The sequence below is a fragment of the Nonomuraea fuscirosea genome, assembly GCF_035917475.1.
GTDB classification, from domain to species: domain Bacteria; phylum Actinomycetota; class Actinomycetes; order Streptosporangiales; family Streptosporangiaceae; genus Nonomuraea; species Nonomuraea fuscirosea.
Genome location: NZ_CP109074.1, coordinates 8,696,028 through 8,716,216 on the forward strand (window position 1 = coordinate 8,696,028; position 20,189 = coordinate 8,716,216).

The 20,189-nt window shown below is 72.0% G+C and carries 17 protein-coding genes; 9 read left to right on the plus strand and 8 right to left on the minus strand.

Annotated elements, in window-relative coordinates:
• Position 1: 1 nt before the first annotated feature.
• Positions 2-1,228, minus strand: coding sequence for an MFS transporter (locus OIE67_RS39550; protein ID WP_326630131.1), 1,227 nt, complete (start codon positions 1,226-1,228; stop codon positions 2-4).
• 108 nt (positions 1,229-1,336) lie between these two features.
• Complete coding sequence (locus tag OIE67_RS39555) at positions 1,337-2,314, minus strand: threo-3-hydroxy-L-aspartate ammonia-lyase (protein WP_326630133.1); 978 nt, start codon at positions 2,312-2,314, stop codon at positions 1,337-1,339.
• Between the two features lie 344 nt (positions 2,315-2,658).
• Here OIE67_RS39555 and OIE67_RS39560 point away from each other — a divergent pair, with 344 nt between their 5' ends.
• A complete protein-coding gene (locus tag OIE67_RS39560; RefSeq protein WP_326630135.1) occupies positions 2,659-3,555 on the plus strand; it encodes an alpha/beta fold hydrolase in 897 nt (298 codons plus the stop codon).
• A 336-nt stretch (positions 3,556-3,891) separates the two neighbouring features.
• On the opposite strand, the gene OIE67_RS39565 is transcribed toward OIE67_RS39560, so the two are convergent.
• Positions 3,892-5,043: a DUF418 domain-containing protein gene (locus OIE67_RS39565; protein ID WP_326630137.1), complete on the minus strand. Its 1,152-nt coding sequence runs from the start codon at positions 5,041-5,043 to the stop codon at positions 3,892-3,894.
• A 591-nt stretch (positions 5,044-5,634) separates the two neighbouring features.
• On the opposite strand from OIE67_RS39565, the gene OIE67_RS39570 reads away from it, so the two are divergent.
• The 6 genes from OIE67_RS39570 to OIE67_RS39595 all read left to right on the plus strand — a co-directional run bounded on the left by OIE67_RS39570 (position 5,635) and on the right by OIE67_RS39595 (position 11,654).
• Positions 5,635-6,576: a hypothetical protein gene (locus OIE67_RS39570; protein WP_326630139.1), complete on the plus strand. Its 942-nt coding sequence runs from the start codon at positions 5,635-5,637 to the stop codon at positions 6,574-6,576.
• Between the two features lie 238 nt (positions 6,577-6,814).
• Positions 6,815-8,203: a 3-oxo-tetronate kinase gene (gene otnK, locus OIE67_RS39575; protein ID WP_326630141.1), complete on the plus strand. Its 1,389-nt coding sequence runs from the start codon at positions 6,815-6,817 to the stop codon at positions 8,201-8,203.
• The gene (gene otnC, locus OIE67_RS39580) at positions 8,200-8,850 is read left to right on the plus strand and encodes a 3-oxo-tetronate 4-phosphate decarboxylase (protein WP_326630143.1); all 651 of its coding nucleotides are present in this window, start codon (positions 8,200-8,202) and stop codon (positions 8,848-8,850) included. The genes otnK and otnC overlap by 4 nt, the downstream gene beginning before the upstream one ends.
• Positions 8,851-9,052: 202 nt before the next feature.
• The gene (locus tag OIE67_RS39585; RefSeq protein ID WP_326630145.1) at positions 9,053-9,808 is read left to right on the plus strand and encodes an ABC transporter permease; all 756 of its coding nucleotides are present in this window, start codon (positions 9,053-9,055) and stop codon (positions 9,806-9,808) included.
• 74 nt (positions 9,809-9,882) lie between these two features.
• On the plus strand, positions 9,883-10,614 hold the full coding sequence (locus OIE67_RS39590) for an ABC transporter permease (protein ID WP_326645617.1): 732 nt from the start codon (positions 9,883-9,885) through the stop codon (positions 10,612-10,614).
• Between the two features lie 164 nt (positions 10,615-10,778).
• Positions 10,779-11,654, plus strand: a complete 876-nt coding sequence (locus OIE67_RS39595) for an ABC transporter substrate-binding protein (protein WP_326630147.1) — start codon at positions 10,779-10,781, stop codon at positions 11,652-11,654.
• Positions 11,655-11,849: 195 nt separating this feature from the next.
• Here OIE67_RS39595 and OIE67_RS39600 read toward each other — a convergent pair whose 3' ends face one another.
• The gene (locus OIE67_RS39600) at positions 11,850-14,600 is read right to left on the minus strand and encodes a helix-turn-helix transcriptional regulator (protein ID WP_326630149.1); all 2,751 of its coding nucleotides are present in this window, start codon (positions 14,598-14,600) and stop codon (positions 11,850-11,852) included.
• Positions 14,601-14,702: 102 nt separating this feature from the next.
• Here OIE67_RS39600 and OIE67_RS39605 point away from each other — a divergent pair, with 102 nt between their 5' ends.
• On the plus strand, positions 14,703-15,317 hold the full coding sequence (locus OIE67_RS39605; RefSeq protein WP_326630150.1) for a LysE family translocator: 615 nt from the start codon (positions 14,703-14,705) through the stop codon (positions 15,315-15,317).
• A 5-nt stretch (positions 15,318-15,322) separates the two neighbouring features.
• Positions 15,323-15,871 (plus strand): TetR/AcrR family transcriptional regulator, encoded by a 549-nt coding sequence (locus tag OIE67_RS39610; protein WP_326630152.1) that lies wholly within the window; start codon positions 15,323-15,325, stop codon positions 15,869-15,871.
• 58 nt (positions 15,872-15,929) lie between these two features.
• Here the strand turns inward: OIE67_RS39610 and OIE67_RS39615 are convergent, their stop codons facing one another.
• Genes OIE67_RS39615 through OIE67_RS39630 form a run of 4 tightly spaced genes read right to left on the minus strand, consistent with a single transcriptional unit; the run spans position 15,930 to position 20,188 of the window.
• Positions 15,930-17,126 carry a hypothetical protein gene (locus OIE67_RS39615; protein WP_326630154.1) on the minus strand — a complete coding sequence of 399 codons (1,197 nt, stop codon included), beginning with the start codon at positions 17,124-17,126 and terminating at the stop codon, positions 15,930-15,932.
• A 9-nt stretch (positions 17,127-17,135) separates the two neighbouring features.
• Positions 17,136-17,516: a RidA family protein gene (locus OIE67_RS39620; RefSeq protein WP_326630156.1), complete on the minus strand. Its 381-nt coding sequence runs from the start codon at positions 17,514-17,516 to the stop codon at positions 17,136-17,138.
• Between the two features lie 9 nt (positions 17,517-17,525).
• Positions 17,526-18,602 (minus strand): alanine racemase, encoded by a 1,077-nt coding sequence (locus tag OIE67_RS39625; RefSeq protein ID WP_326630158.1) that lies wholly within the window; start codon positions 18,600-18,602, stop codon positions 17,526-17,528.
• Positions 18,603-18,649: 47 nt separating this feature from the next.
• The gene (locus OIE67_RS39630) at positions 18,650-20,188 is read right to left on the minus strand and encodes an N-acyl-D-amino-acid deacylase family protein (protein WP_326630160.1); all 1,539 of its coding nucleotides are present in this window, start codon (positions 20,186-20,188) and stop codon (positions 18,650-18,652) included.
• Between the last annotated feature and the right edge of the window lies 1 nt (position 20,189).

The following is a 20,189-nucleotide window of genomic DNA, read 5'->3' on the forward strand; positions in this document are numbered from 1 at the left end:
ATCATGAACCCGGCTGCTCACGTGGTGATGTCCGCGGCAGCAGCAGCGCCGCCCCGCACATCACCGCGGCCGCCGCGTACAGCGCCGACCTGGTGTCCGCCCACGTCGCCACGAGGCCGCCGAGCAGGATGAACAGCGGCTGCGTGACCGTCGTCGCGAACGACCACAGCGCCGCCACCCTCGCCATCAGCTCGTCGGGCGTCTGCCGCTGCCGGTAGCTCGTCATGGTGGAGTTGGCGGCGCCGGCGAACAGCAGCACCAGGCCGAACCCGAAGCCGCACATCAGCAGCCCGGGAACGCCGGGCACGGCGGCCGGGATGAGGAAGTACCAGGGCCCGCGCACCATGCTCGCCCACCACAGAGCCCGCACGTCACCCAGCCTGGCCACCAGCCGGGGCGCGGCCCGTGCGCCGACGAAGCCGCCCAGCGACGGCACGCCCATGATCAGCCCGTACTGCCAGGGCTCGAACCCCAGGTCGCGCAGGTAGAAGACGGCCGACACCGACGCCCCCATCGAGCTGGCCCCGGCGAAGGTCACCCAGCTGACCAGCATCGGCCGCAGCGCCGGATGCCGCCAGGCGAAGCGCCATCCCGCGAACAGCTCCTCCCGCCGCGACGCGCGCCGCTCCCGTACCGGCGGGGCCGGCTCCGGCGTGCGCAGGGTCCTGATCGCCTGCGCACTGACCAGGAACGACAGCGCGTCGATCACCAGCGACCCGGCCGCGCCGAACAGCCCGATGAGCGCGCCGCCCGCGGACGGACCCGCCGAGACGCTGAGCCAGCGGGTCGACTCCAGCCGGCTGTTGGCCGCGACCAGGCCCGGCCCCGACACCAGCGCCTTGAGATGCGCCTGCGAGGCGGCGGAGAACGCGATCTGGCACGAGGCGTTCACGACCGCGATCACGCACAGCTGGGCGAACGTCAGCACGTGCAGAACCGCCGCGACCGGAACGCTCCCGATCGCGGCGAACCTGACCACGTCCGTCACGATCATGATCGGCCGCTTGCGCCTGAACTCGACGTAGGCGCCGAGCGGGAAGGCCAGCAGCGCGGTCGTGACGGCGGTGAACGCGGCCAGCAGCGCCACCTCGAACGCCGACGCCCCGACGACGGTGACGGCCACGACGGGCAGCGCCACCATGCCGACCGCCGACCCGAGCTGGCTGACCGCCGTCCCCGCCCAGAGGCGCCGGAAGTCCCGATCGGACGCCGGGCGGGGGGAGGACATCCCGCCTATTCTGCCGCAATCCCAAAACAGGACGATCAGCCGACCTCAGCTGACCTCAACCGGCCACCAGCCGGTCGGCCATCGGCCGATCAGCCGTCGGCGGGACGATCAGCCGGCTGGGGCGGCGCAGATCTCGGCGAAGCGGCGGGTGTCGATGTTGCCGCCGGAGACGATGATCCCGACCCGGCGCGGCAGGTTCCCGGCCCGCCCCGCCAGCAGCGCGGCCAGCGGGGTGGCGCCGCTGGGCTCCATGACGATCTTCATGCGTTCGAACGCCATCCGCATGGCCACGCGGATGTCGTCCTCGCTCACGAGGGCGACGTCGTCGACCAGGTGCCGGTTGATCGAGAACGTCAGCTCGCCGGGGATCTCGGCGGCCTGGCCGTCGGCGATCGTCCGCGGAATGGGGATGGACACCCGCCGGCCCGCGCTGAGCGACCGCTTGGTGTCGTCGCCGGCCTCAGGCTCCACGCCGATCACCCGGATCCGGGGCAGCAGGCCCTTGGCCGCCGTGGCGCTGCCCGCGATCAGGCCGCCGCCGCCGATCGGCACGAGCAGCGCGTCCAGGTCGCCGACCTCCTCGATCAGCTCCAGGGTCGCGGTGCCCTGGCCGGCGATGACGTGCGGGTGCTCGTACGGGGGGATCAGGGCCAGCCCGCGCTCGGCGGCCAGCGCCTCGCCGATGGCGACCCGGTCGCCGCTGTAGCGGTCGTAGGTGACGATCTCCGCGCCGTAGCCGACGGCGGCCTCCCTCTTGGACCGCGGGGCGTCCTCGGGCATGACGATCACCGCCGTGCTCCCCAGCTCACGCGCGGCCAGGGCGACGGCCTGGGCGTGGTTGCCGGACGAGTACGTGGCCACGCCCCGCTCCAACTGAGCCGGGGTCAGGCGGGAGACGGCGTTGTAGGCTCCGCGGAACTTGAACGCCCCGATGCGCTGCAGGTTCTCGCACTTGAGAAAGACCTCGGCTCCCACCAGGGCGTCGAGCGTACGCGAGCGCAGGACGGGGGTCCGGTGGGCGACGCCCTTGATCCGGGCGGCGGCGTCGTGAACGTCACCGAGGGTGACCGGCAGCGCGTTCGACATGTTCTGTGTACCTCCCAGTTGACCACCGAAGACCTACCTATATCACCACCATTTTCCACATCGGCGAAGAAACCCGGGTAACCGGGTAGCGCCCGCTCTTCATCTATCGGCGGAATCGCGAGCCGCGCTTCCTTACCGCAACGCCTTTTGCGCCTTCTGCCCCCTGAACAGCGTCCTGAGCGGGACGGTCTCCGCTCTGCGACCTTCACCACATCTCCATCATTCTCGCGACATACAACAAGAAAGCCACCTTGACCACCGGCCGAATATGCGTTCGGCAACCCGACCGAAGAGCGATAGCGTTATTTCCATCCTTCCGCCCGTCGAAATCGGGAGTCAGCGTGATGATGAGCGAGGAAAAGGCGAAGAATGTCGGTCCGTCCCGGATCGAGATGACCTACGAACGCTTCGGCGACCCCCAAGCGCCGCCGATCCTGCTGATCATGGGCGCCGGGGGCCAGCTCGTCCACTGGCACGAAGGCTTCTGCGCCGAGCTCGCGGGCCTCGGCCACCACGTCATCCGCTTCGACAACCGCGACGCCGGCCTGTCCACCCACTTCCACGACGCGCCGCCGCCCGACCTGCCGGCCGCGCTGGCCGGTGACCTGTCCTCGGCCTCCTACACGCTGTCCGACCTGGCGGCCGACACCGTCGGCCTGCTCGACGCGCTGGGGCTGGACAGCGCCCATCTCGTCGGCGCCTCACTGGGCGGGATGATCGCCCAGACGGTGGCCGTCGAGCATCCCGCCCGCATCCGTTCCCTGACGTCGATCATGTCCACCACGGGCGCGCCCGGAGTGGGCGGGCCCAGGCCGGAGGCGCTGGCCGCGCTGGCGGGGCCGGCGCCGGAGGGGCGCGCGGCCGTCATCGAGCGCTGGGTCGCGGCCTTCCGCGTCATCGGCTCGCCCGGCTTCCCCGCCGACGAGGCCGAGCTGCGCGAGCGCGCCGGGATGGCGTACGACCGGTCCCACGATCCTGTCGGGACGCTTCGCCAGGCCGTGGCGGTCCTCGCGTCGGGCGATCGCACCGCCGGGCTCCGTACGGTCGGCGTATCGACGCTGGTGCTGCACGGCGCCGACGACGCGATGTGCGACGTCAGCGGCGGCGAGGCGACCGCGGCGGCGATCCCCGGGGCGGAGCTCGTGATCATCGACGGCATGGGGCACAACCTGCCCAGGCAGCTGTGGTCCGACATCGCCGCCCGCATCACCCGTCTCGTCCGCCGCGCCGAAACCCGCTGACCGGCTGGCCGGGGAAATGCCCGCCGAGCAAACCGCTGACCGGTGGCCGGAAATGCCCGCCGAGCAAAGCGCCGTCCCGCAGCAAGACCGCGCTCTGCTCGGCGGGGATCGTGGTGACCCGCGGCACGGGCCTGCCCAACTGATCCGTCCTCGGCGGTCGGTCGGCTCTGTGCCGGAGATCGGCCTGTCGCGCAGGCCCTCGTGCTGCGCCACAGGCCGCCGGCACGGCTTCCTGTCCGACCTCCTGCCAAAGGATGCTGCACTCGTAGAGAGCGGGCGTATAGGGAGAAATACCGGTTCGCCGCAAACTTTCCATCGAATTCCGGCGGGCACTGTTCAGGCCCCGTTCGTGACACGGCGGAGCACGTACTCGATCGGCCCGTACCGGTGCGAACGCAGCCACATCGCGCTCAGCCAGAGCAGCAGCGTGTAGATCAGCGCGGCCACGCCCATCACGGCGAGCGGCGACAGGCTGCCCGCCAGGCCGAGCCCGTACCCGGTGAAGATCAGGCACGCCAGCAGCGACTGGCCCACGTAGTTGGAGGCCGCCACCCGGCCGGCGGGGGCGAGCACGCGCCCGGCGGCGGGGAAGCGCCTGATCACCCGCAGCAGCGTCGCGACGTAGGCGGCGGCCAGCAGGATCGAGGTGACGGTGTTGAGCGCCATGCCGGCCAGCTCCCACGGGCCCGCCTCGCCGGACGTCCACGCGAGCAGGATCCCGCCGGGCAGGCCGATCCCGAACCCGATCCACTGGATCCCGGGCAGCAGCCGCTCCCACCGCCCGGTGTCCTCCAGCAACCTGCGCTTGCCCGCCGCCAGCCCGAACAGGAACATGGCCAGCGCCATCGGCCCCTGGCCCAGCCAGACCAGCACCGCGATGGGCGGATAGAGCTCCAGTTGCAGGGTCAGGAAGTCGAGCGGCCCGCCGGTGGCCAGGCTCAGCGCCCTGGCTGCCTGCGCCGGGTCGGCCGCCGGGGTCTGACCGGCCGCCGGGTCGAGGGTGGACAGCCACGCCAGCGCCCCCAGCAGCAGGGTGATCACGCCGACGATGACGGAGCCGGTGACGACGGCGGTCTTCGGCCTGAGGTTACGCAAGGCGAGCAGGGCCAGGCCGAGCACGGCGTACAGGGTCAGGATGTCGCCGATCCACAGCAGGATCCCGTGCAGCGCCCCGATCACGAACAGTCCCAGGCACCTGCGCAGGGTCCTGGCCTTCACGCTCGCGCCCGCCCGTTCCGCCGCGCGCATCTGCAGCGTGAACGAGTAGCCGAACAGGAACGAGAAGACGATGTAGAACTTCGTCAGCACGAGAGCCGTGATGGCCCAGGCGACGGGGCCTTCCGTGATGGGCATGCTGCCGTCCGCCATGGCGTAGCCGGGGTCGGCGAAGAATCCGATGTTCGCGACCAGGATGCCGGCCAGGGCGAACCCCCGCACGGCGTCCACCTCGTGGACCCGGGTGGCGGGAGGCGTGCGTAGTTCCGTCATGGGCCGAAGCTACGATCGGCGCTCACGCCGCGACATCAGACCTTGGTCTCCGCCGAGCCGACCAAAGCATCCCCGTCGGGACGCTGACCCAGTATGACAATTGGTGGGGTAGTTGAGGCAGAAGGTAATGGCCTGCCCCACAATGGGGGGATGGCATACCCTCCGCAGCCACCCCAACCCCAGCCGCACCAGCCAGAACCCTGGGGCGACGCACAGGGCCAGGCTGCGCCGCAAGGGTACGACCCACCCCAGAACCCGGCCGCGCAGCACCCGCCCTACGGCACCCCGCAACCACCGTCCTGGGGCCCGCCACAACACCCGGCCTACTCCTCCCAGCAGGACCCGAGCCAGGGATGGCCACCCTCTCCTCCACCCGGCAACGGCCCGCCCCAGCCCACCTACGGCCCACCGCCAGGTCAGCCCACCGGCCCCGGCCACGCTCCCCAACCGAGTCAGCCCACGCCCCCGGAACACGGCTGGGGCCCACCACCGAGCCGGCCCACCACTCCCCAACCCAGCTGGGACCCACAGCCGGGCCGAACCGCCGCCAACCAACACGGTTACGGCGCGCCCCAACCCGGTTACGGTCAAATGCCGACTCAGACCGCCGCCGCCCAGCCGGCCTACGCCCCGTTGCCGGGTCAGACGGCGCCGGCTCACCAGGGCTACGGCAGCCCGCCGTACAACGGGCAACCGGGCGGTGGGCCGTACGCCGGGCAGCCGGGCGGTGGGCAGTTCCCGCAGCAGGGCTATGCGCCTGGGCCGGCCAGGAAGAGCAACGGCGCCCTGATCATCGGGCTGGCCGTCGGCCTGGCCGTGCTCATTCTCGGCGGTGGCGCCGTGGGTGCGTACCTCTACCTGAACGCGCCCGGCCCCACCACCACCGTCGCCCTGCCCAGCGAGGCCCCCACCACGTCCCCGCCGTCGCAGAGCCCCGAGTCGTCGGACCCGCCCGCGACCACGAGCCCCGCCCCCACCTCCGAGTCCCCCACCCCCTCGGCCACGCCCAGCGGCTCCCCGACCAGCACCGCGTCCGCCTCGAAGCAGGTGCAGCCCGGCTCGCCGCTCACCCACAGCGAGTTCAAGGACTGGAACTTCGCCCTGGGCGGCGTCAAGTTCCGGGCCGACAAGGTCGGCGGCTGGACGTACCCGTCGTGCACCCCGGTGGACGGCGAGGGCAGCGTACTGGCCAAGAACAAGTGCGAGAGCGCCGTCCAGCTCGCCTACTCCGCCTACAGCGGCCACATCAAGGCGGTGCAGCTCCTGATGTCCTTCCCGAGCGAGCAGTCCGCCAAGACCGCCGCCTCCCGCCTGGCCAAGCTCTCGTCGAACGCGGTCAGGTGGCGTCAGGACGAGACCCTCGCCAAGTACTCGTACGGCAAGATCCTCTCGGGGTCGTCCAAGAACTACGTGGTCGTCACGATCGTCACCGCCGACAGATCAGCCCGCTCCCTGGCCCCGAACTTCCACGCCTACCTCCAGACCGACCAGGCGAGCTACTTCCTCTTGCGCGACAAAACAATCACCAGCTGAGCACGGGCCGCGGTCGCCTCGTGGCGGGACGCCGATAACGTCGGTCACATGGTCGCCCGCCACCGTGCCCGGATCGACGAACGCGCTCCCGTGACGAACCCGACGGAGCCGCCCCGATGAGCAGGCCGAGAATCACGCCGGTCGACACCACCCCGGCCGCGACCGGGCGCGCCATGCCTGTGCGACGAGCAGCCCTCCCCGTCACCGCCCGCCGCGAGCACCACCCGAAGGGGGATCGATGATCGGCGCCATCGCCGACGACTTCACCGGCGCCACAGACGTCGCCGTGGCCCTGCGCCGTCACGGCCTCCGCACCGTCCTCTACTTCGGCCTCCCACCGGACGACGTCGCCCCGTCCAAGCACGGCGCTGACCCGTCCCAGAGCGACACCGACACACCCGAGCACGACACCGACAGGCCCGCGCGCGGCACCGACACGCCCGATTACGACGCCGCCGTGATCGGGCTGAAGACCCGGACGATCCCCAAGGCCGACGCGGTGGCCCGCTCGCTCGCCGCCCTGGACTGGCTGCGTACGCACGTCAACCCGGACCAGGTCTACTTCAAGTACTGCTCCACCTTCGACTCCACCCCCGACGGCAACATCGGCCCGGTCCTCGACGCGCTGGCCGACGCCATGGACGTGCCGGTCGTGGCGATGACCCCGAGCTCCCCCGAGCACGGCCGCACGCAGTACAACGGCTACCTGTTCGTCGGCGACGTCCTGCTCGGCGAGTCCCCCATGCGCCATCACCCGCTCACCCCCATGACCGACTCCTACCTGCCACGCGTACTGGAAGCCCAGAGCGACTACCGGGCGGGCGTCGTGACACTCCCCCAGGTCCGTGGGCAGGCCATCGAGGCGCGGCTGTCCGAGTTGCGAGCGGACGGCGTCCGTTACGCCCTCGTGGACGCCCTGGACGACAGCGACCTGACGACGGCGGGCCGGGCACTGTCCGGAGCCCCGCTGGTCGCAGGCGCGGCCGGCCTGGCAGCCGGACTGGCAAAAGGTCGAGCGGAAGGTCGAGCGGGAGATTCGGCCGAAGGTCCGGCGGTAGGCCAGGCGGAAAGTCCGACAGCGAGCAGGGCACGCGCCGACCACGGTGAGGCGCCCGTTCCCGCCTCCGGCGAGCCCGCCGCGGTGCTGGCCGGAAGCTGCTCGGCCCGTACGCTCCAGCAGATCGCCGCCATGATCGAAGCGGGCCGGCCGGCCTACCGCCTCGACGCCCTTGCCGACCAGGACCCGGGCTCCCTCGCGAACGGCGCGCTCGCCTGGTACGACACCCTCGGCAAGGACACGGAGGCACCCCTGATCTACTCCTCCCTGGAGCCGGCCGCCCTGCGCCACGTACAGCGACAGCTCGGAACCGACCGCTCGGCCGCGATCCTGGAGGAGGCCATCGGCCGGGTCGCCCGGGGGCTGGTCGAGCGGGGTGTCACCCGCGTCGTGTCGGCCGGCGGCGAGACGTCGGGCGCCGTCGTGAGCGCGCTCGGCGTGCCGGGCGGCGAGATCGGTGCGGAGGCGGCACGCGGGGTGCCGTGGATCTTCACCCCGTCCGGCCTCACGCTACTGCTCAAGTCCGGCAATTTCGGCGAGCCGGACCTACTGCTGGAGGCCACACGATGAGCCGAGCGACGAACCGGGCAACGGACGAGCAGCGCGCGGAGATCATCGCCGCCGCGCGATCGCTGTTCCAGCGCGGCCTGACCCACGGCAGCACGGGCAATCTCTCCGTACGCGTCGGCGAACACCTCCTGGTCACCCCGACCGGATCAAGCCTCGGCGCCGTCGAAGCGGGCGAGCTGTCGCTGATCGACACGGCGGCCGGAGCCCACGTGAGCGGCCCCCGGCCGTCGAAGGAGGCGTTCCTGCACGCCGCCATGCTGCGGGCCAGGCCCGAGGCGAACGCCGTCGTGCACACCCACTCCACGTACGCCGCCGCCGTCTCCTGCCTGGACGGCCTCGATCCGGACGACGCGCTGCCCCCGCTGACCGCCTACTTCGCGATGCGCGTGGGCCGGCTGCCGCTGCTGCCCTACTTCGCGCCCGGCGACCAGGCGTTGGAGCCGGCCGCCGAGAAGGCGGCGCGCACGCACGCGGCCATGCTGCTGAGCAACCACGGCCCCATCGTCGCCGGGACGAGCCTGGGCGCGGCGCTCGACGCGATCGAGGAGCTGGAGGAGACGGCCAAGCTCTTCCTGCTGCTGCGCGGCCTGCCCACGCGCCCGCTCACGCCCGAGCAGGTGCGGGCACTGGCGCGACACGGTAAGTGAAGAACGGCTGAGTGGTAAGGAAAACTATCAAGTCGCCGCGATGAATTGCTGATCGTTACCCTGTCTTCATATTCGCCCGTCCCCGGTCGAATTCGGAGACCTTCATGGTTGTTCTCCTCACCGAGGCGATCCGTTGATCCCCCGGCTGACATTCCCGCGTCCTTTACTCCGGCGTCCCCGGCTCTCGCGTCCCTTCGACAACGTGTTCATCTGCGGCTTTCTCGGCGTGGCCGGTCTGCTCTGTCTCGCCGAGGCGGCGGGCCGGCTCGGGTTCGTCTCCACCGTGCAGTTCCCGCTCGCCTCGACCGTGCTGCGCACCGCCGCCGGGCTGGCGGCCGATCCCGAGTTCCTGCTGGACGTGGGCCTGACCTTCGCCGGGTGGGCGCTGGGGCTGCTGCTCACGGTCGCGTTCGCCGTACCGGCCGGGCTGCTGCTCGGCAGCGTGCCGGCGATCGAGCGGGCGCTGCGGCCGCTGATCGAGTTCCTGCGGCCCATCCCGTCGGTGGCGCTGATCCCGCTGGCGGCGTTCGTGTTCACCGAGCGGCTGGACATGAAGATCGCCATCATCGTGTACGCCTCCACGTGGCCGATCCTGATCAACACCATGTACGGCCTCAAGGAGGTCGACCCCCTGGCCAAGGACACCTTGCGGGCCTTCGGCTTCGGCCGCCTGGCGGTGCTGCTGCGGGTCTCGCTGCCGAGCACGGCGCCGTTCATCGCGACCGGGATCCGGGTGGCCGCCACGATCGCGCTCATCCTGGCCATCAGCACGGAGTTGCTCGCGGGCGGCTCCGACGGGATCGGCGCCTTCATCATCCTGGCCGGCAGCAGCCCCGACGGCCTCACGCTCACCGTGGCCGCCACGGTCTGGGCCGGCCTGCTGGGCATCGCCATCAACGGCGCCTTCGTCTGGGCGGAACGCCGCCTCTTCCACTGGCACCCGGGAACCCGCCGATGACCGCCCCCCAGCGTGGAGGGAGACGATCTCCAGCGGGACGGCCGGCCGGTCTTTGGGTGGTGCCGGTGGTGCTGATGGGGTGGGAGTTCGCCACCAGAGCGATGGCGCATCCCTTCTTCCCGCCGCCGTCCGCGATCGCCGTCCGGATGCGCGAGCTCTGGTTCACCGGCCCCCCGTCCCACCTCTGGCTGAACGACACCGCCCTGGCCAACTTCCCGCAGAGCCTGGGCCGGTTGCTGGCCGGCTGGGCGCTGGCCGGGATCGCCGGGGTGGCCCTCGGCGTGGCGCTGGGCCGCTCGCCGCTCCTCTACCGCTTCCTGGACCCGGTCATCCAGTTCGGCCGGGCACTGCCGCCGCCCGCGTTGCTGCCCATGTTCCTGGCCCTGTTCTCGGTGGGCACGCGCATGCAGGTCGCCACGATCACGTTCGGGATCGTGTGGCCGGTGCTGTTCAACGCGGCCGACGGGGCGCGCTCCGTCGAGCCGACGCACCTGGACACGGCCCGGGTGTTCGGGTTCAGCCAGGGCCAGCGGCTGCTGCGGATCATCCTGCCGTCCGCCGCGCCTAAGATCTTCGCCGGGCTGCGGCTGAGCCTCTCGCTGGCGCTGATCCTCATGGTCATCGCGGAGTTCTTCAGCACCGAGGGCATCGGCTTCCAGTTACGCGCGGCGCAGCGGGCGTTCGACCTGCCGGGCGTGTGGGGGGCGATCGCGCTGCTCGGCATCCTCGGTTATCTGCTGAACCAGGGGTTTCTGCTCATGGAGAGCCGGTTGCTCGCCTGGCATACCGCGGCGAAAAGCCGATGAATATTCCAGCGAACGCGGTTAAGCTCGATGATCGCCTTTACCGGACGCATTTCTTCTCAGGAGCGTTCATGTCAGGTTTCCGGCGCGCCACCGTCCTCGGACTTCTCGCATTACTGATCACCGCCTGCGGCGGCGGAGGTGATTCGGGCCAACATGCCAATGGTTTGGAAAAGGCCGAAATCAGGATCGGCATGTTGCCGTTGCCCGAGGTCGCCCCCATCCAGATCGCCATCGACAAAGGCTATTTCGCCGCCGAAGGGCTCAAGGTCACCACCGAGCAGATCACGGGCGGCGCCGCCGCGATGCCCGACCTGGTCTCCGGCAAGCTCGACATCATGCACAGCAACTACGTCTCCGCCCTGCTCGCCGCCGCCAGCGGCACGGTCAAGCTCAAGATCGTCGGAGCCGCGTACGATGCCAAGCCCGGCAATTTCACGCTCATGACCAAGAAGGGCTCGCCGATCACCGAGTTGTCCCAGCTCAAGGGGCACACCATCGGCGTCAACACGCTGAACAACATCGCCACCCTCACCATGAGCGCCCTGCTCAAGCCCGCCGGGCTGGCGCCGCAGGACGTCAAGTTCATCGAGCGGCCCTTCCCCGAGATGGCCGGGGCGCTGGACAGCGGCCAGGTCGAGGTGGCGTTCCTGCCCGAGCCGTTCAGCCAGGCGGCGGCCGCACAGTCGGGGGCGGTCGAGCTGGCCGAGCCGTTCGCCGGGCCGATGGCCGACTTCCCGATCGCCGGCTATCTCACCACGGAGACCTTCGCCGCGCAGAACCCGAAGACCGTCGCGGCCTTCCAGCGGGCCCTGAGCAAGGGCGCCGAGCTGGCCCTGTCCAACCCGGCCGAGGTGGCTCCCGCCCTGGAGAAGTACACCAAGATCGACCGCGCCACGGCCGCCACGATGAAGCTCGGCGGCTTCGCCACCTCCGTCGATCCGGCGAAGGTGCAACGCGTGGCGGACCTCATGCTCGAATTCGGCTACCTGAAGCAGAAGTTCGACGCCACCCCGCTCATCGCCGCGGCCCCCGGCTCCTGACCCCACCCCTTGATGATCACGACTCATCCCCTGGTCAGGCCCGCCCCGACCTGACCAGGACTCCTGCACCCGTCCAACGACAACCCACCCGACCGGGCACCCGGAATCGCCCGCACAGGGCCGAGACTCGGGCGTCCACGGACCCACCGCCCTGGGATCAGACGCGCCGACCCCTCCACCCGAGGCCGAGGGCGGTCACTCCAGCAGTCCTCGTCGCCGGGCTGCCGCCGCGGCCTGGGTGCGGGTGGAGACGGTGAGTTTGCCCAGGATGTTGGACACGTGGACGCTCACCGTCTTCTGCGCGATGAACAGCCGCTGCGCGATCTCCCGGTTGGTCAGCCCCTCGGCCACCAGCCGCAGCACCTCGACCTCCCGCGCCGTCAGCCCGGCGTCACCCGTGCCGGCGCCTCCGCCGCCCCCGAACCGGGCCCGTCGCCCGAACTCCAGCAGCGCGTTCTCCAGCGGCACGGCCCGCAGCTTGCCCGCCGTCTCCCTGGCCAGCTCCCACTCCGCCTGCGCGGCCTCCCGGTCGCCGGCCGCCAGCAGCGCCTCGGCCAGCCGCCACCTGCCCCGCGCCGCCTCGTAGACGGACGCGACGTCGAACGTTTCCACCACCCGCCGCCACAGCGGCACGTCGAGCCGCCCGTGCACGCGATGCCACTCGGCCTCGACCCGCAGCTCCCAGGCCCGGCCCTCGGGCCCCACGTAGCCGCCCTCGCCGGCGGGCCCGGCCTTGAGGGTGGCGTGGGCGAGGGCGCGCAGGTCGTCGGCCCCCTCGGTGGTGCCCAGCTCGGCCAGCGCCCACAGCCCGATGGCGATCGGCCGCAGCATGCCCACGTCGTCCTCGTCCACCATCGCGAGGACCGCGCGCACGTGGTCGAGCGCCGTCGCCGGGTCGCCGTGCCACAGCGCGTGCTCGGCCGCCAGCGCTCTGGACATGTAGACGGCCAGCGGGTCGGACCAGAACGGCCGCAACAGGGCGAGCCGCCCCTCCACCGCCGGCAGGTCGCGGCCGACCTCGATGAACAGCGCGAACGACGACAGGATCGCCTCCGGCACGGTGCCGACCCGCGCGCCGAAGCCGGCTGCCATCGACTCGGCCTGGTCCCACTCGCCGGCCGCGTAGTGGATGAGGAAGCGCAGGAAACGCAGGTCGGTGCCGTAGGTGCTCCACTTGAGCCCGGTCTCGAACGCCATCACGATGCCGTCGTCGGCCACCTCGGCGGCGCGGGTCAGCAGGCCCTGCTCGTAGTGGATGCGGGCGTGGTTGAAGCGGGCCCGCAGGTCCATCGCCAGGTCGCCGGTGCGCCCCGCGCAGGCCGCGTCGAGCAGCGCGTGCGCCCGGTCGATGTCGCCGCGGAGCTCGACGAAGCTGGCCAGCGACACCAGCGCGCCCACCTCGGCGTCTCTGACCCCGGCCGCGCGGGCGGTCGCGAGGGCCCGCTCGGCCAGCGGCTCGACCTCCTGGTGCCGCGACGACCACAGCAGGGTGCGGGCGTGGGTGGCCAGCGCGCGGGCGAGCGCGACCTGGTCCTCGGCGCTCTCGACGGCCCGCTCGGCCGCGGCGATCGCGCCTTCCTGGTCCTTGGTCTCATAGAGGTAGTACGCCAGCCGCTCGCTCACCTCGGACGTCGGCGGCAGCGCGCGCAGCTGGACGACGGCCCGGTGGTTGTCGCCGCTGTCGGAGGCCATGACCGCGCTGCGGAAGGCCAGCCCGGCCCGGCTCTCCCCGGCCAGCCGCTCGGCGTCGTCGACCCGCTCCCAGAGGCCCAGCGCCCGGTCGTAGTGGCTGTGCGCCTCGGCGGGCGCGCCGATCCGCTCGGCCGCCCGCCCCGCCTCGATGGAGGCCCGCAGCGCTCCCGCCAGGTCGTGGCCGGCGAGATAGTGGTGCGCCAGCTCGGCCGGCGAGGTGAGCAGGCGGGCGAAGGCGGTGTGCAGGCGGGTGCGCTCGCCCGGCAGCAGGTCGGTGTAGACGGCCTCCTGCAGCAGGGCGTGGCGGAAGGCGTAGCCGTGGCCCTTGACCCTGAGCAGGCCGCGCGAGACGATCTCGCGGACCGCCTCCTCGAACTCGGCCAGCGGCAGCCCCGACACCTCGCGCAGCAGGTCGTCCTCGACCCGGCGCCCGGCCACGGCGGCGGCGCGCAGCACCCGCTGCCCGGCCTCGGACAGCACCTCGACCCTGGACATCAGCAGGCTCGCCAGCCCGTCGGGGAGCGCGTCGCCCTCGGCCATGGCCGCGAACAGCTCCTCGGCGTAGAACGGGTTGCCGTCGGCGCGGGTGACGATGAGGCCGAGCCCCTGGGCGTCCACCTCGCCCAGGGTGGTGACATAGTCGGACATCTCGCCGGTGCCCAGCGGGCCGAGCTCCACGTTCATCACCGTGGGCAGGCGCTTCAGCTCGGCCAGCACGGATCGCAGCGGATGGCGGCGGTGCAGGTCGTCGGTGCGGTAGGTGCCGACGACGCAGACCCGCTCGCTCTGCACCATGCGGCTGAGGAAGACCAGCAGGTCGCGGGTGGAGCGGTCGGCCCAGTGGAGGTCCTCGATCACGAACAGCACGGGCTGGAGCTCGGCCAGCAGCCCGAGCAGCGAGCCGAACAGCCGCTGCTGGGTGAGCCCGGCGGACGGCTGGCTCTCGGCGCCCGGCAGCAGCTGGCCCAGCAGCGGATGGGCGGTGGCGGCGGCGCGCACGGCGGGCTCCGCGCCGCGCAGCGCGTCGGCCAGCGGCAGATAGGGCAGCGAGTCGCCGAGCTCGGCGCACTGGCCGACCAGCACGTTGAAGCCGCGCTCCTTGGCCCGGGCGGCCAGCTCGGTGACCAGCCGGGTCTTGCCGATGCCGGCGTCTCCGCCGACGAGCGCCACCCCGGCCACGCCTTCGGCGGCGGAGTCGAGCACCTGCACGAGCCCGGCCAACTCAGAGGAGCGCCCGACGAGAAGACCGTTCACGCCTTGAAACTATGCCATGCCGCACCGACAGCCGATTGGTCCAGTCAGCCGGTCCGGCATTGGCCCTGACCGGCGGACCAATGCCGTCCTACGCTGCCGTTCGTGATACCTCCCGCGACTTTCGCCCTCTTCGTGACGGCCTCCCTCGCCCTGGTGCTCATCCCCGGCCCCAACCACCTCTACATCACCGCCAGAGGGCTCGCCCAGGGCCGGGCGGCGGGCCTGGCCAGCGCGTTCGGCGTGGAGGCGGGCACGCTCGTGCACATCGCGGCCGCCGCCGCGGGCCTGTCGTACGTGATCTCCCGATCCGCCGCGCTCTTCGCGGTCATCAAGTGGGCCGGCGTCGCGTACCTCGTCTACCTGGGCGTCCGGGCGTTCACCGGCAAGGACGCGCGCGCCGGGCGGCCCGAGCCGCAGCCGCTGCGGAGAGTGTTCCTCGAAGGCATGCTGGTCAACGTGCTCAACCCCAAGGTGGCGCTGTTCTTCCTGGCGTTCCTGCCTCACTTCGTGGACCCCGGCGCGGGCTCTCCCGCGCTGCAGATGGCCGTGTTCGGCCTCACGCTGCTGCTCCTCGGCCTGATCTCCGATCTCGTGTACGCCGTCGCCGCCGGCGCGCTCGGCCGCCGCCTCGACCGTGCGGCCAGAACGCTCCGGTACGTCAGCGGCGTCGTCTACCTGGCCCTGGGCGTGGCCACCGCCTTCGCCGGGAGAAAATGAACCGCATGGCGCCCAGGAAGCAGCAGGAGATCTTCGACGCGACGGTGCGGCTGGTGGCCGAGAAGGGCTACGACGGCCTGACCGTCGAGGGGGTCGCCGAGCGCTCCGGCGTCAACAAGACCACGATCTACCGCTGGTGGCCGTCGAAGGCCGCGCTGCTCGGCGCGGCCCTGGTGGAGTCCGACGTGCTGGGCTTCGCGGCGCCCGACACCGGCAGCCTGCGCGGCGACCTGGTCGCGCTGGTGGAGGGCGTCAGGCGGCTGCTGACCGAGCGGCCCGCCGCCGACATCGCGGTGGCCGCGCTGGCCGCCGCCGTCCGCCATCCTGAGCTGGACGGGCACCGCTTCTTCGCCGACAGGTTCGCCAGGGAACGGGAGATCTTCGAACGGGCGGCCGTCAGAGGTGAGCTGAAGGAGTCGGCCGACCCCATGCTGATCGTGGATCTGCTGGCGGGGGCCGTGTGGATGCGGGCGGTCCTCAGGGACCTGGACGTGGGCGACGACTTCGCCACCGAGGCCGTCTCGGCGGTCCTGGACGGCGTCCGCACCCGCTGACCACGGCCCACCGGTCCGGAGGACGGGTCGCACAGGTCACGCGGAGAACGGCGTCCGGTCAGAGCGACTCCGACAGCGCCGCCGGGATGCGGTCGAGCACCGGGTGCGGCGCCAGCCCGTACGCGTAGAAGTCGACCGCCAGCGCCCCCGCCGCCTTGGCCCCACGGGCCTTGGCCACCAGCCGGTCGGCGGAGTCGCTGTCGGGGTAGCCCGGCCGCAGCACCGCCCGCACCTCCCGGTCCTTGCCCACCGAGCGCAGGTAGGCGCCCACGTCGTCGGCCACCCGCGCCGCGTCACGCGCGTACGCCAGCACCCCGAACGCGGGCACCAGGTCGCCGAGCGCCACCAGGTCGACGCCGAGCTGCCAGGCGTCGTGGGCGGCCAGACCCGGCGTCGGCAGCCCATCGGTGTAGCCCTTGACCGCGCCGGTCGAGTCGATGAAGACCAGTTTCGAGCCCTCGCCGGCCACCGCGGAGGCCACCTCGGACACCAGCGTGGTGACGGTCTCGGAGCGCGCGCGGGCGTAGGCGACGACGTCGGGCCCCGCGTACGCGGTCAGCGCCGCCCTGGTCACCTCGCCCTGGGCGGGCGGGTCGCCGTCGAAGACGCCGCCGACGATCCTGGCGCACTCGTCGCGGGCCACTTCGGCGTTGACGCCCAGGTCGGTGGCCCGGCGCATGCAGTAGTCGCAGAAGCAGAGCCCGAACAGGTAGGTGTCCATCGGCCCCAGCGGCACGAACGAGCGCTGCGGCTTGAGCGGCCTGAAGTGCAGCGACTCGGCCACCACGCTGTCGACGCCGAGCCTGGCCACCGCCCTGGCCAGCGCGACGGCGTATTCGCGCACGTCGGGGTGGGCGGGGCACAGGTCGGTGAGCGAGCCGCGGTCGCCGAAGCAGTCGCGTACGGTCACGTCGGGATGGCGCTCGCCGAGCGTGGCGTTGCGCAGGAAGACCGTCCACCCGTGCAGCTTCATGGACCGTTTCGCGCACGCCTCGCGCAGCCCGTCGAGCGCGTCGAGGTGGCCGGGCACGGGGGTCAGCCTCAGCCCGTCGAACAGCTCCGGCGGCGGGACGAAATGGGCCCCGTCGTGGCGCAGGGTCAGCCTGGACAGCCCGTGCGGGGTGACGTCGCGGGAGGCGTGGTGCACGGCGCCGACGGTGACGCCGCGGACGCCGTACCCGCTGATCCTGTCGAGCACCCGCTCGACGCCCTCGCCGCGCAGGTCCTCGACGAAGACGTACACCGAACTGTCCACACCACGACCTTAAGCGCTCTTGTGCGCGACGAAGTCGATCTCCACGAGGATGTCCATCAGCTCGGACCCGACGGTCGTGCGGACCGGGTAGGGCTGGTTGAAGTACGACTTGTAGACCTCGTTGTAGGCGGCGAAGTCGCGCTTGAGGTGCTGCAGGTGCACGGTGGACTTGACGACGTCGTCGAAGCCGAGGCCGTGCGCGGCGAGGATGGCGCCGAGGTTGCGCATGACCTGGTGCGTCTGGGTGGCGACGTCGGTGCCGACGACCTCGCCGGCCTTGGGGTCGAGCGGCCCCATGCCGGAGGTGTAGACGAAGTCGCCCACCACGAGTCCCTGCGAGTAGGCGCCGACCGGGGCGGCGCCTTCGGTGGTCCTGAGCTCCTTTTTCACGAGATCTCCCTAGAAGTTGGTGCTTATCGTGCCTACGACACGGTAGTCCCGGTCCACCAGCGGCAGCAGCCGCCACTTGTCGAAGGCCGTGCACGGATGGGAGATGCCGAAGGCCAGCAGGTCACCGGGCTTGAGCCCGGTGGCGCGGACCACGGTGTGCTGGTCCTGCATCTTCACGATCGTGACGCCGCCGCGGCGCGGGATCGGCAGGCCCTCGTCGTAGGGCGCGTCCCGCTTGCCCATGCCCACGATGGCCAGCCCCGGCTCGGGCGTGGACAGCACGTGCGCCCACACCTCCAGCGCCGGGCGCAGCTCGCCCTCCATCCGGTTGAACGGGGTGCGCTCCCGGTAGAAGCCGTCGTCGTGGGTGACGTAGGCGCCGCTGCGCAGCAGGATCCTGGCCTGGGTGGCGACGAGCTCGCGGCCGATCACGTCGAACCACTGGCTGCCGCCCACGCTGAGGATGGGATTGCGGACGCGGAGGTGTTCGACGGCCTCTTGGAGCGAGCCAAGATAGTCGCGGACCTCGTCGGCGCTCTTGAGCCCGCCCTCGTATCCGGCCACCCCGGCCAGCTCCACGCCGGGGGTCACCTGCACGTAGGAGGCCAGCTCCAGCAGCTCCTTGACCGACCTGCAGCCGGCCCTGCCGCCCTCGTGGCCCAGCTCGACCAGCACCCGGAACGGCCGCGGCCCGGCGTGGCCGGCCAGGATGTCGACCCCGGCCGTGGAGTCGGCGAAGCTCAGGAACTCGAACGAGGGGTCGCGCTCCAGCTCGTGCGCGGCCCAGGTGAGCCCCGCGGGATCGACCACCTGGTTGGCCACCATGATCCGCCGAACCCCGAACCCCCTGACCGTCTCGGCCTGCCGGGGCGTCGCCACGGTGAGCCCCCAGGCTCCCGCGGCGAGTTGCATCGCGGCGATCTCGGGCGACATGTGCGTCTTGGCGTGGGGCGCCAGCTCCATGCCGTGGTCGCGGACGAACGCCGCCATCGTGGTCACGTTGTGCGCCAGCGCGCCCCTGTGCACCAGCATCGCGGGAAATTCGAGCCCGCCGTCGAAGACCGACTGGCCGAGGTTCGCCGGCACAACACCCCCTTCGTCCGCGTCCGACCCTATCCCAACCGTTCCGGCGTTCAGGGCCGGAGCGCCCGCCCGGGGGTGGCCCCGGTGAGCTCGCCTCCGGCCAGCACGCGCACCCCGGAGACGAGCACGTCGTCCACGCCTTCCGCCGGCCTGCGCGGCTCCTGGTACGTGGCCAGGTCGCCCACCACGGCCGGGTCGAACACCACCACGTCGGCGGCGAACCCGCGGCGCAGCAGCCCCCGGTCGGTCAGCCCGAAGCGCCGGGCCGGATGGGACGAAAGGTGCGTCGCGGCCTGCTCCCAGGTCCAGTCGCCCAGCTCCCTGACGTGCCGGCCGAGGAACCTGGCGAACGCCCCGAACCCGCGCGGATGCGGGTGCCCGCCCACGTAGATGGCGTCGGAGCCGCCGGTCTGGGACGGATGCCGCAACACCCGGCGTACGGACTCCTCGCCCAGCGGGCCCTCGTCGGGCCGGGCGGAGACCACGCCGGCCTCCAGGTTCGTCTCCGTCAGGAGACGGCGGCAGAACTCGGCCGGCTCCACCCCCGCCCGCCCGGCCGCCGCGACGATGGTCAGCCCCTCGGCCCACTCCAGGCCGGGCGCGTGGGAGACGGTCAGCCGGGACCAGGTCGTGGCCAGCGTCGGCCACCAGTCGTCGAGCGCGCCGGAGCCGATCATCTCCAGGGCCCGGGCGGGCTCGGCCCCCGGCACGGACGGCGGCAGCACGATCATCGCCAGGATCGTGTTGCCGCGCAGGTAGGGGTAGGTGTCGAAGGTGAGGTCGACGCCCTTGCCGAGCGCCTCGTCGACCAGCGGCAGCAGCACGTCGGCGGGCCCGTGCAGGTGCGAGACGTGCACGGCGGCGCCGGAACGCCCGGCGATGTCCACCACCTCGGCCATGCCGACCCCGGCGCGCTCGCCGTAGGCGCGCATGTGGGTGACGTACGGGAGCCCGCCGAGCGGGGCGCACAGGGCGGCCAGCTCCTCGGCGGTGGCGTAGCCGCCGGGCAGGTATTCGAGCCCGCTCGACAGCCCCGCCGCGCCCTCCGACAGCCCCCGCTCGACGTGCCGCAGCATCGCGGCCAGGTCGCCGGGCGAGGCGGGCTCGGCCGACGGGCCCATGACGTCGTAGCGGATGGTGCCGTGGGGCAGCAGGTAGGCGGTGTTGAGCGCCACGGCGCGGTCATAGGCGCCGAGCAGCTCGGCCACGCTCAACGGCCCCGGCCCGAAGGCGGACCCCGGCTCGCCGTTGACGGCGGCGAAGTAGCGGGAGGCGTAGGCGACGGTGGCGGCGGATCCCGGCGCGAACGACAGCCCGTCCTGGCCCAGCACGAACGTCGTCACCCCCTGCCGCAACGCCGCCAGTTGCACGCCGGGGTCGAACACGACCGCGTCACCGTGGGCATGGCAGTCGACGAACCCGGGCGCGACGAACCGCCCGGTCGCGTCGATCACGCTGCCCGCCGTCGCGCCGTCGAGCCTGCCGACCGCCGCGACCCGATCGCCCGCGATCGCCACGTCCGCCCGGTACGGCGGGGCGCCCGTGCCGTCGAGCACCCGCCCGCCGCTGATGACTACGTCGAAGCTCACC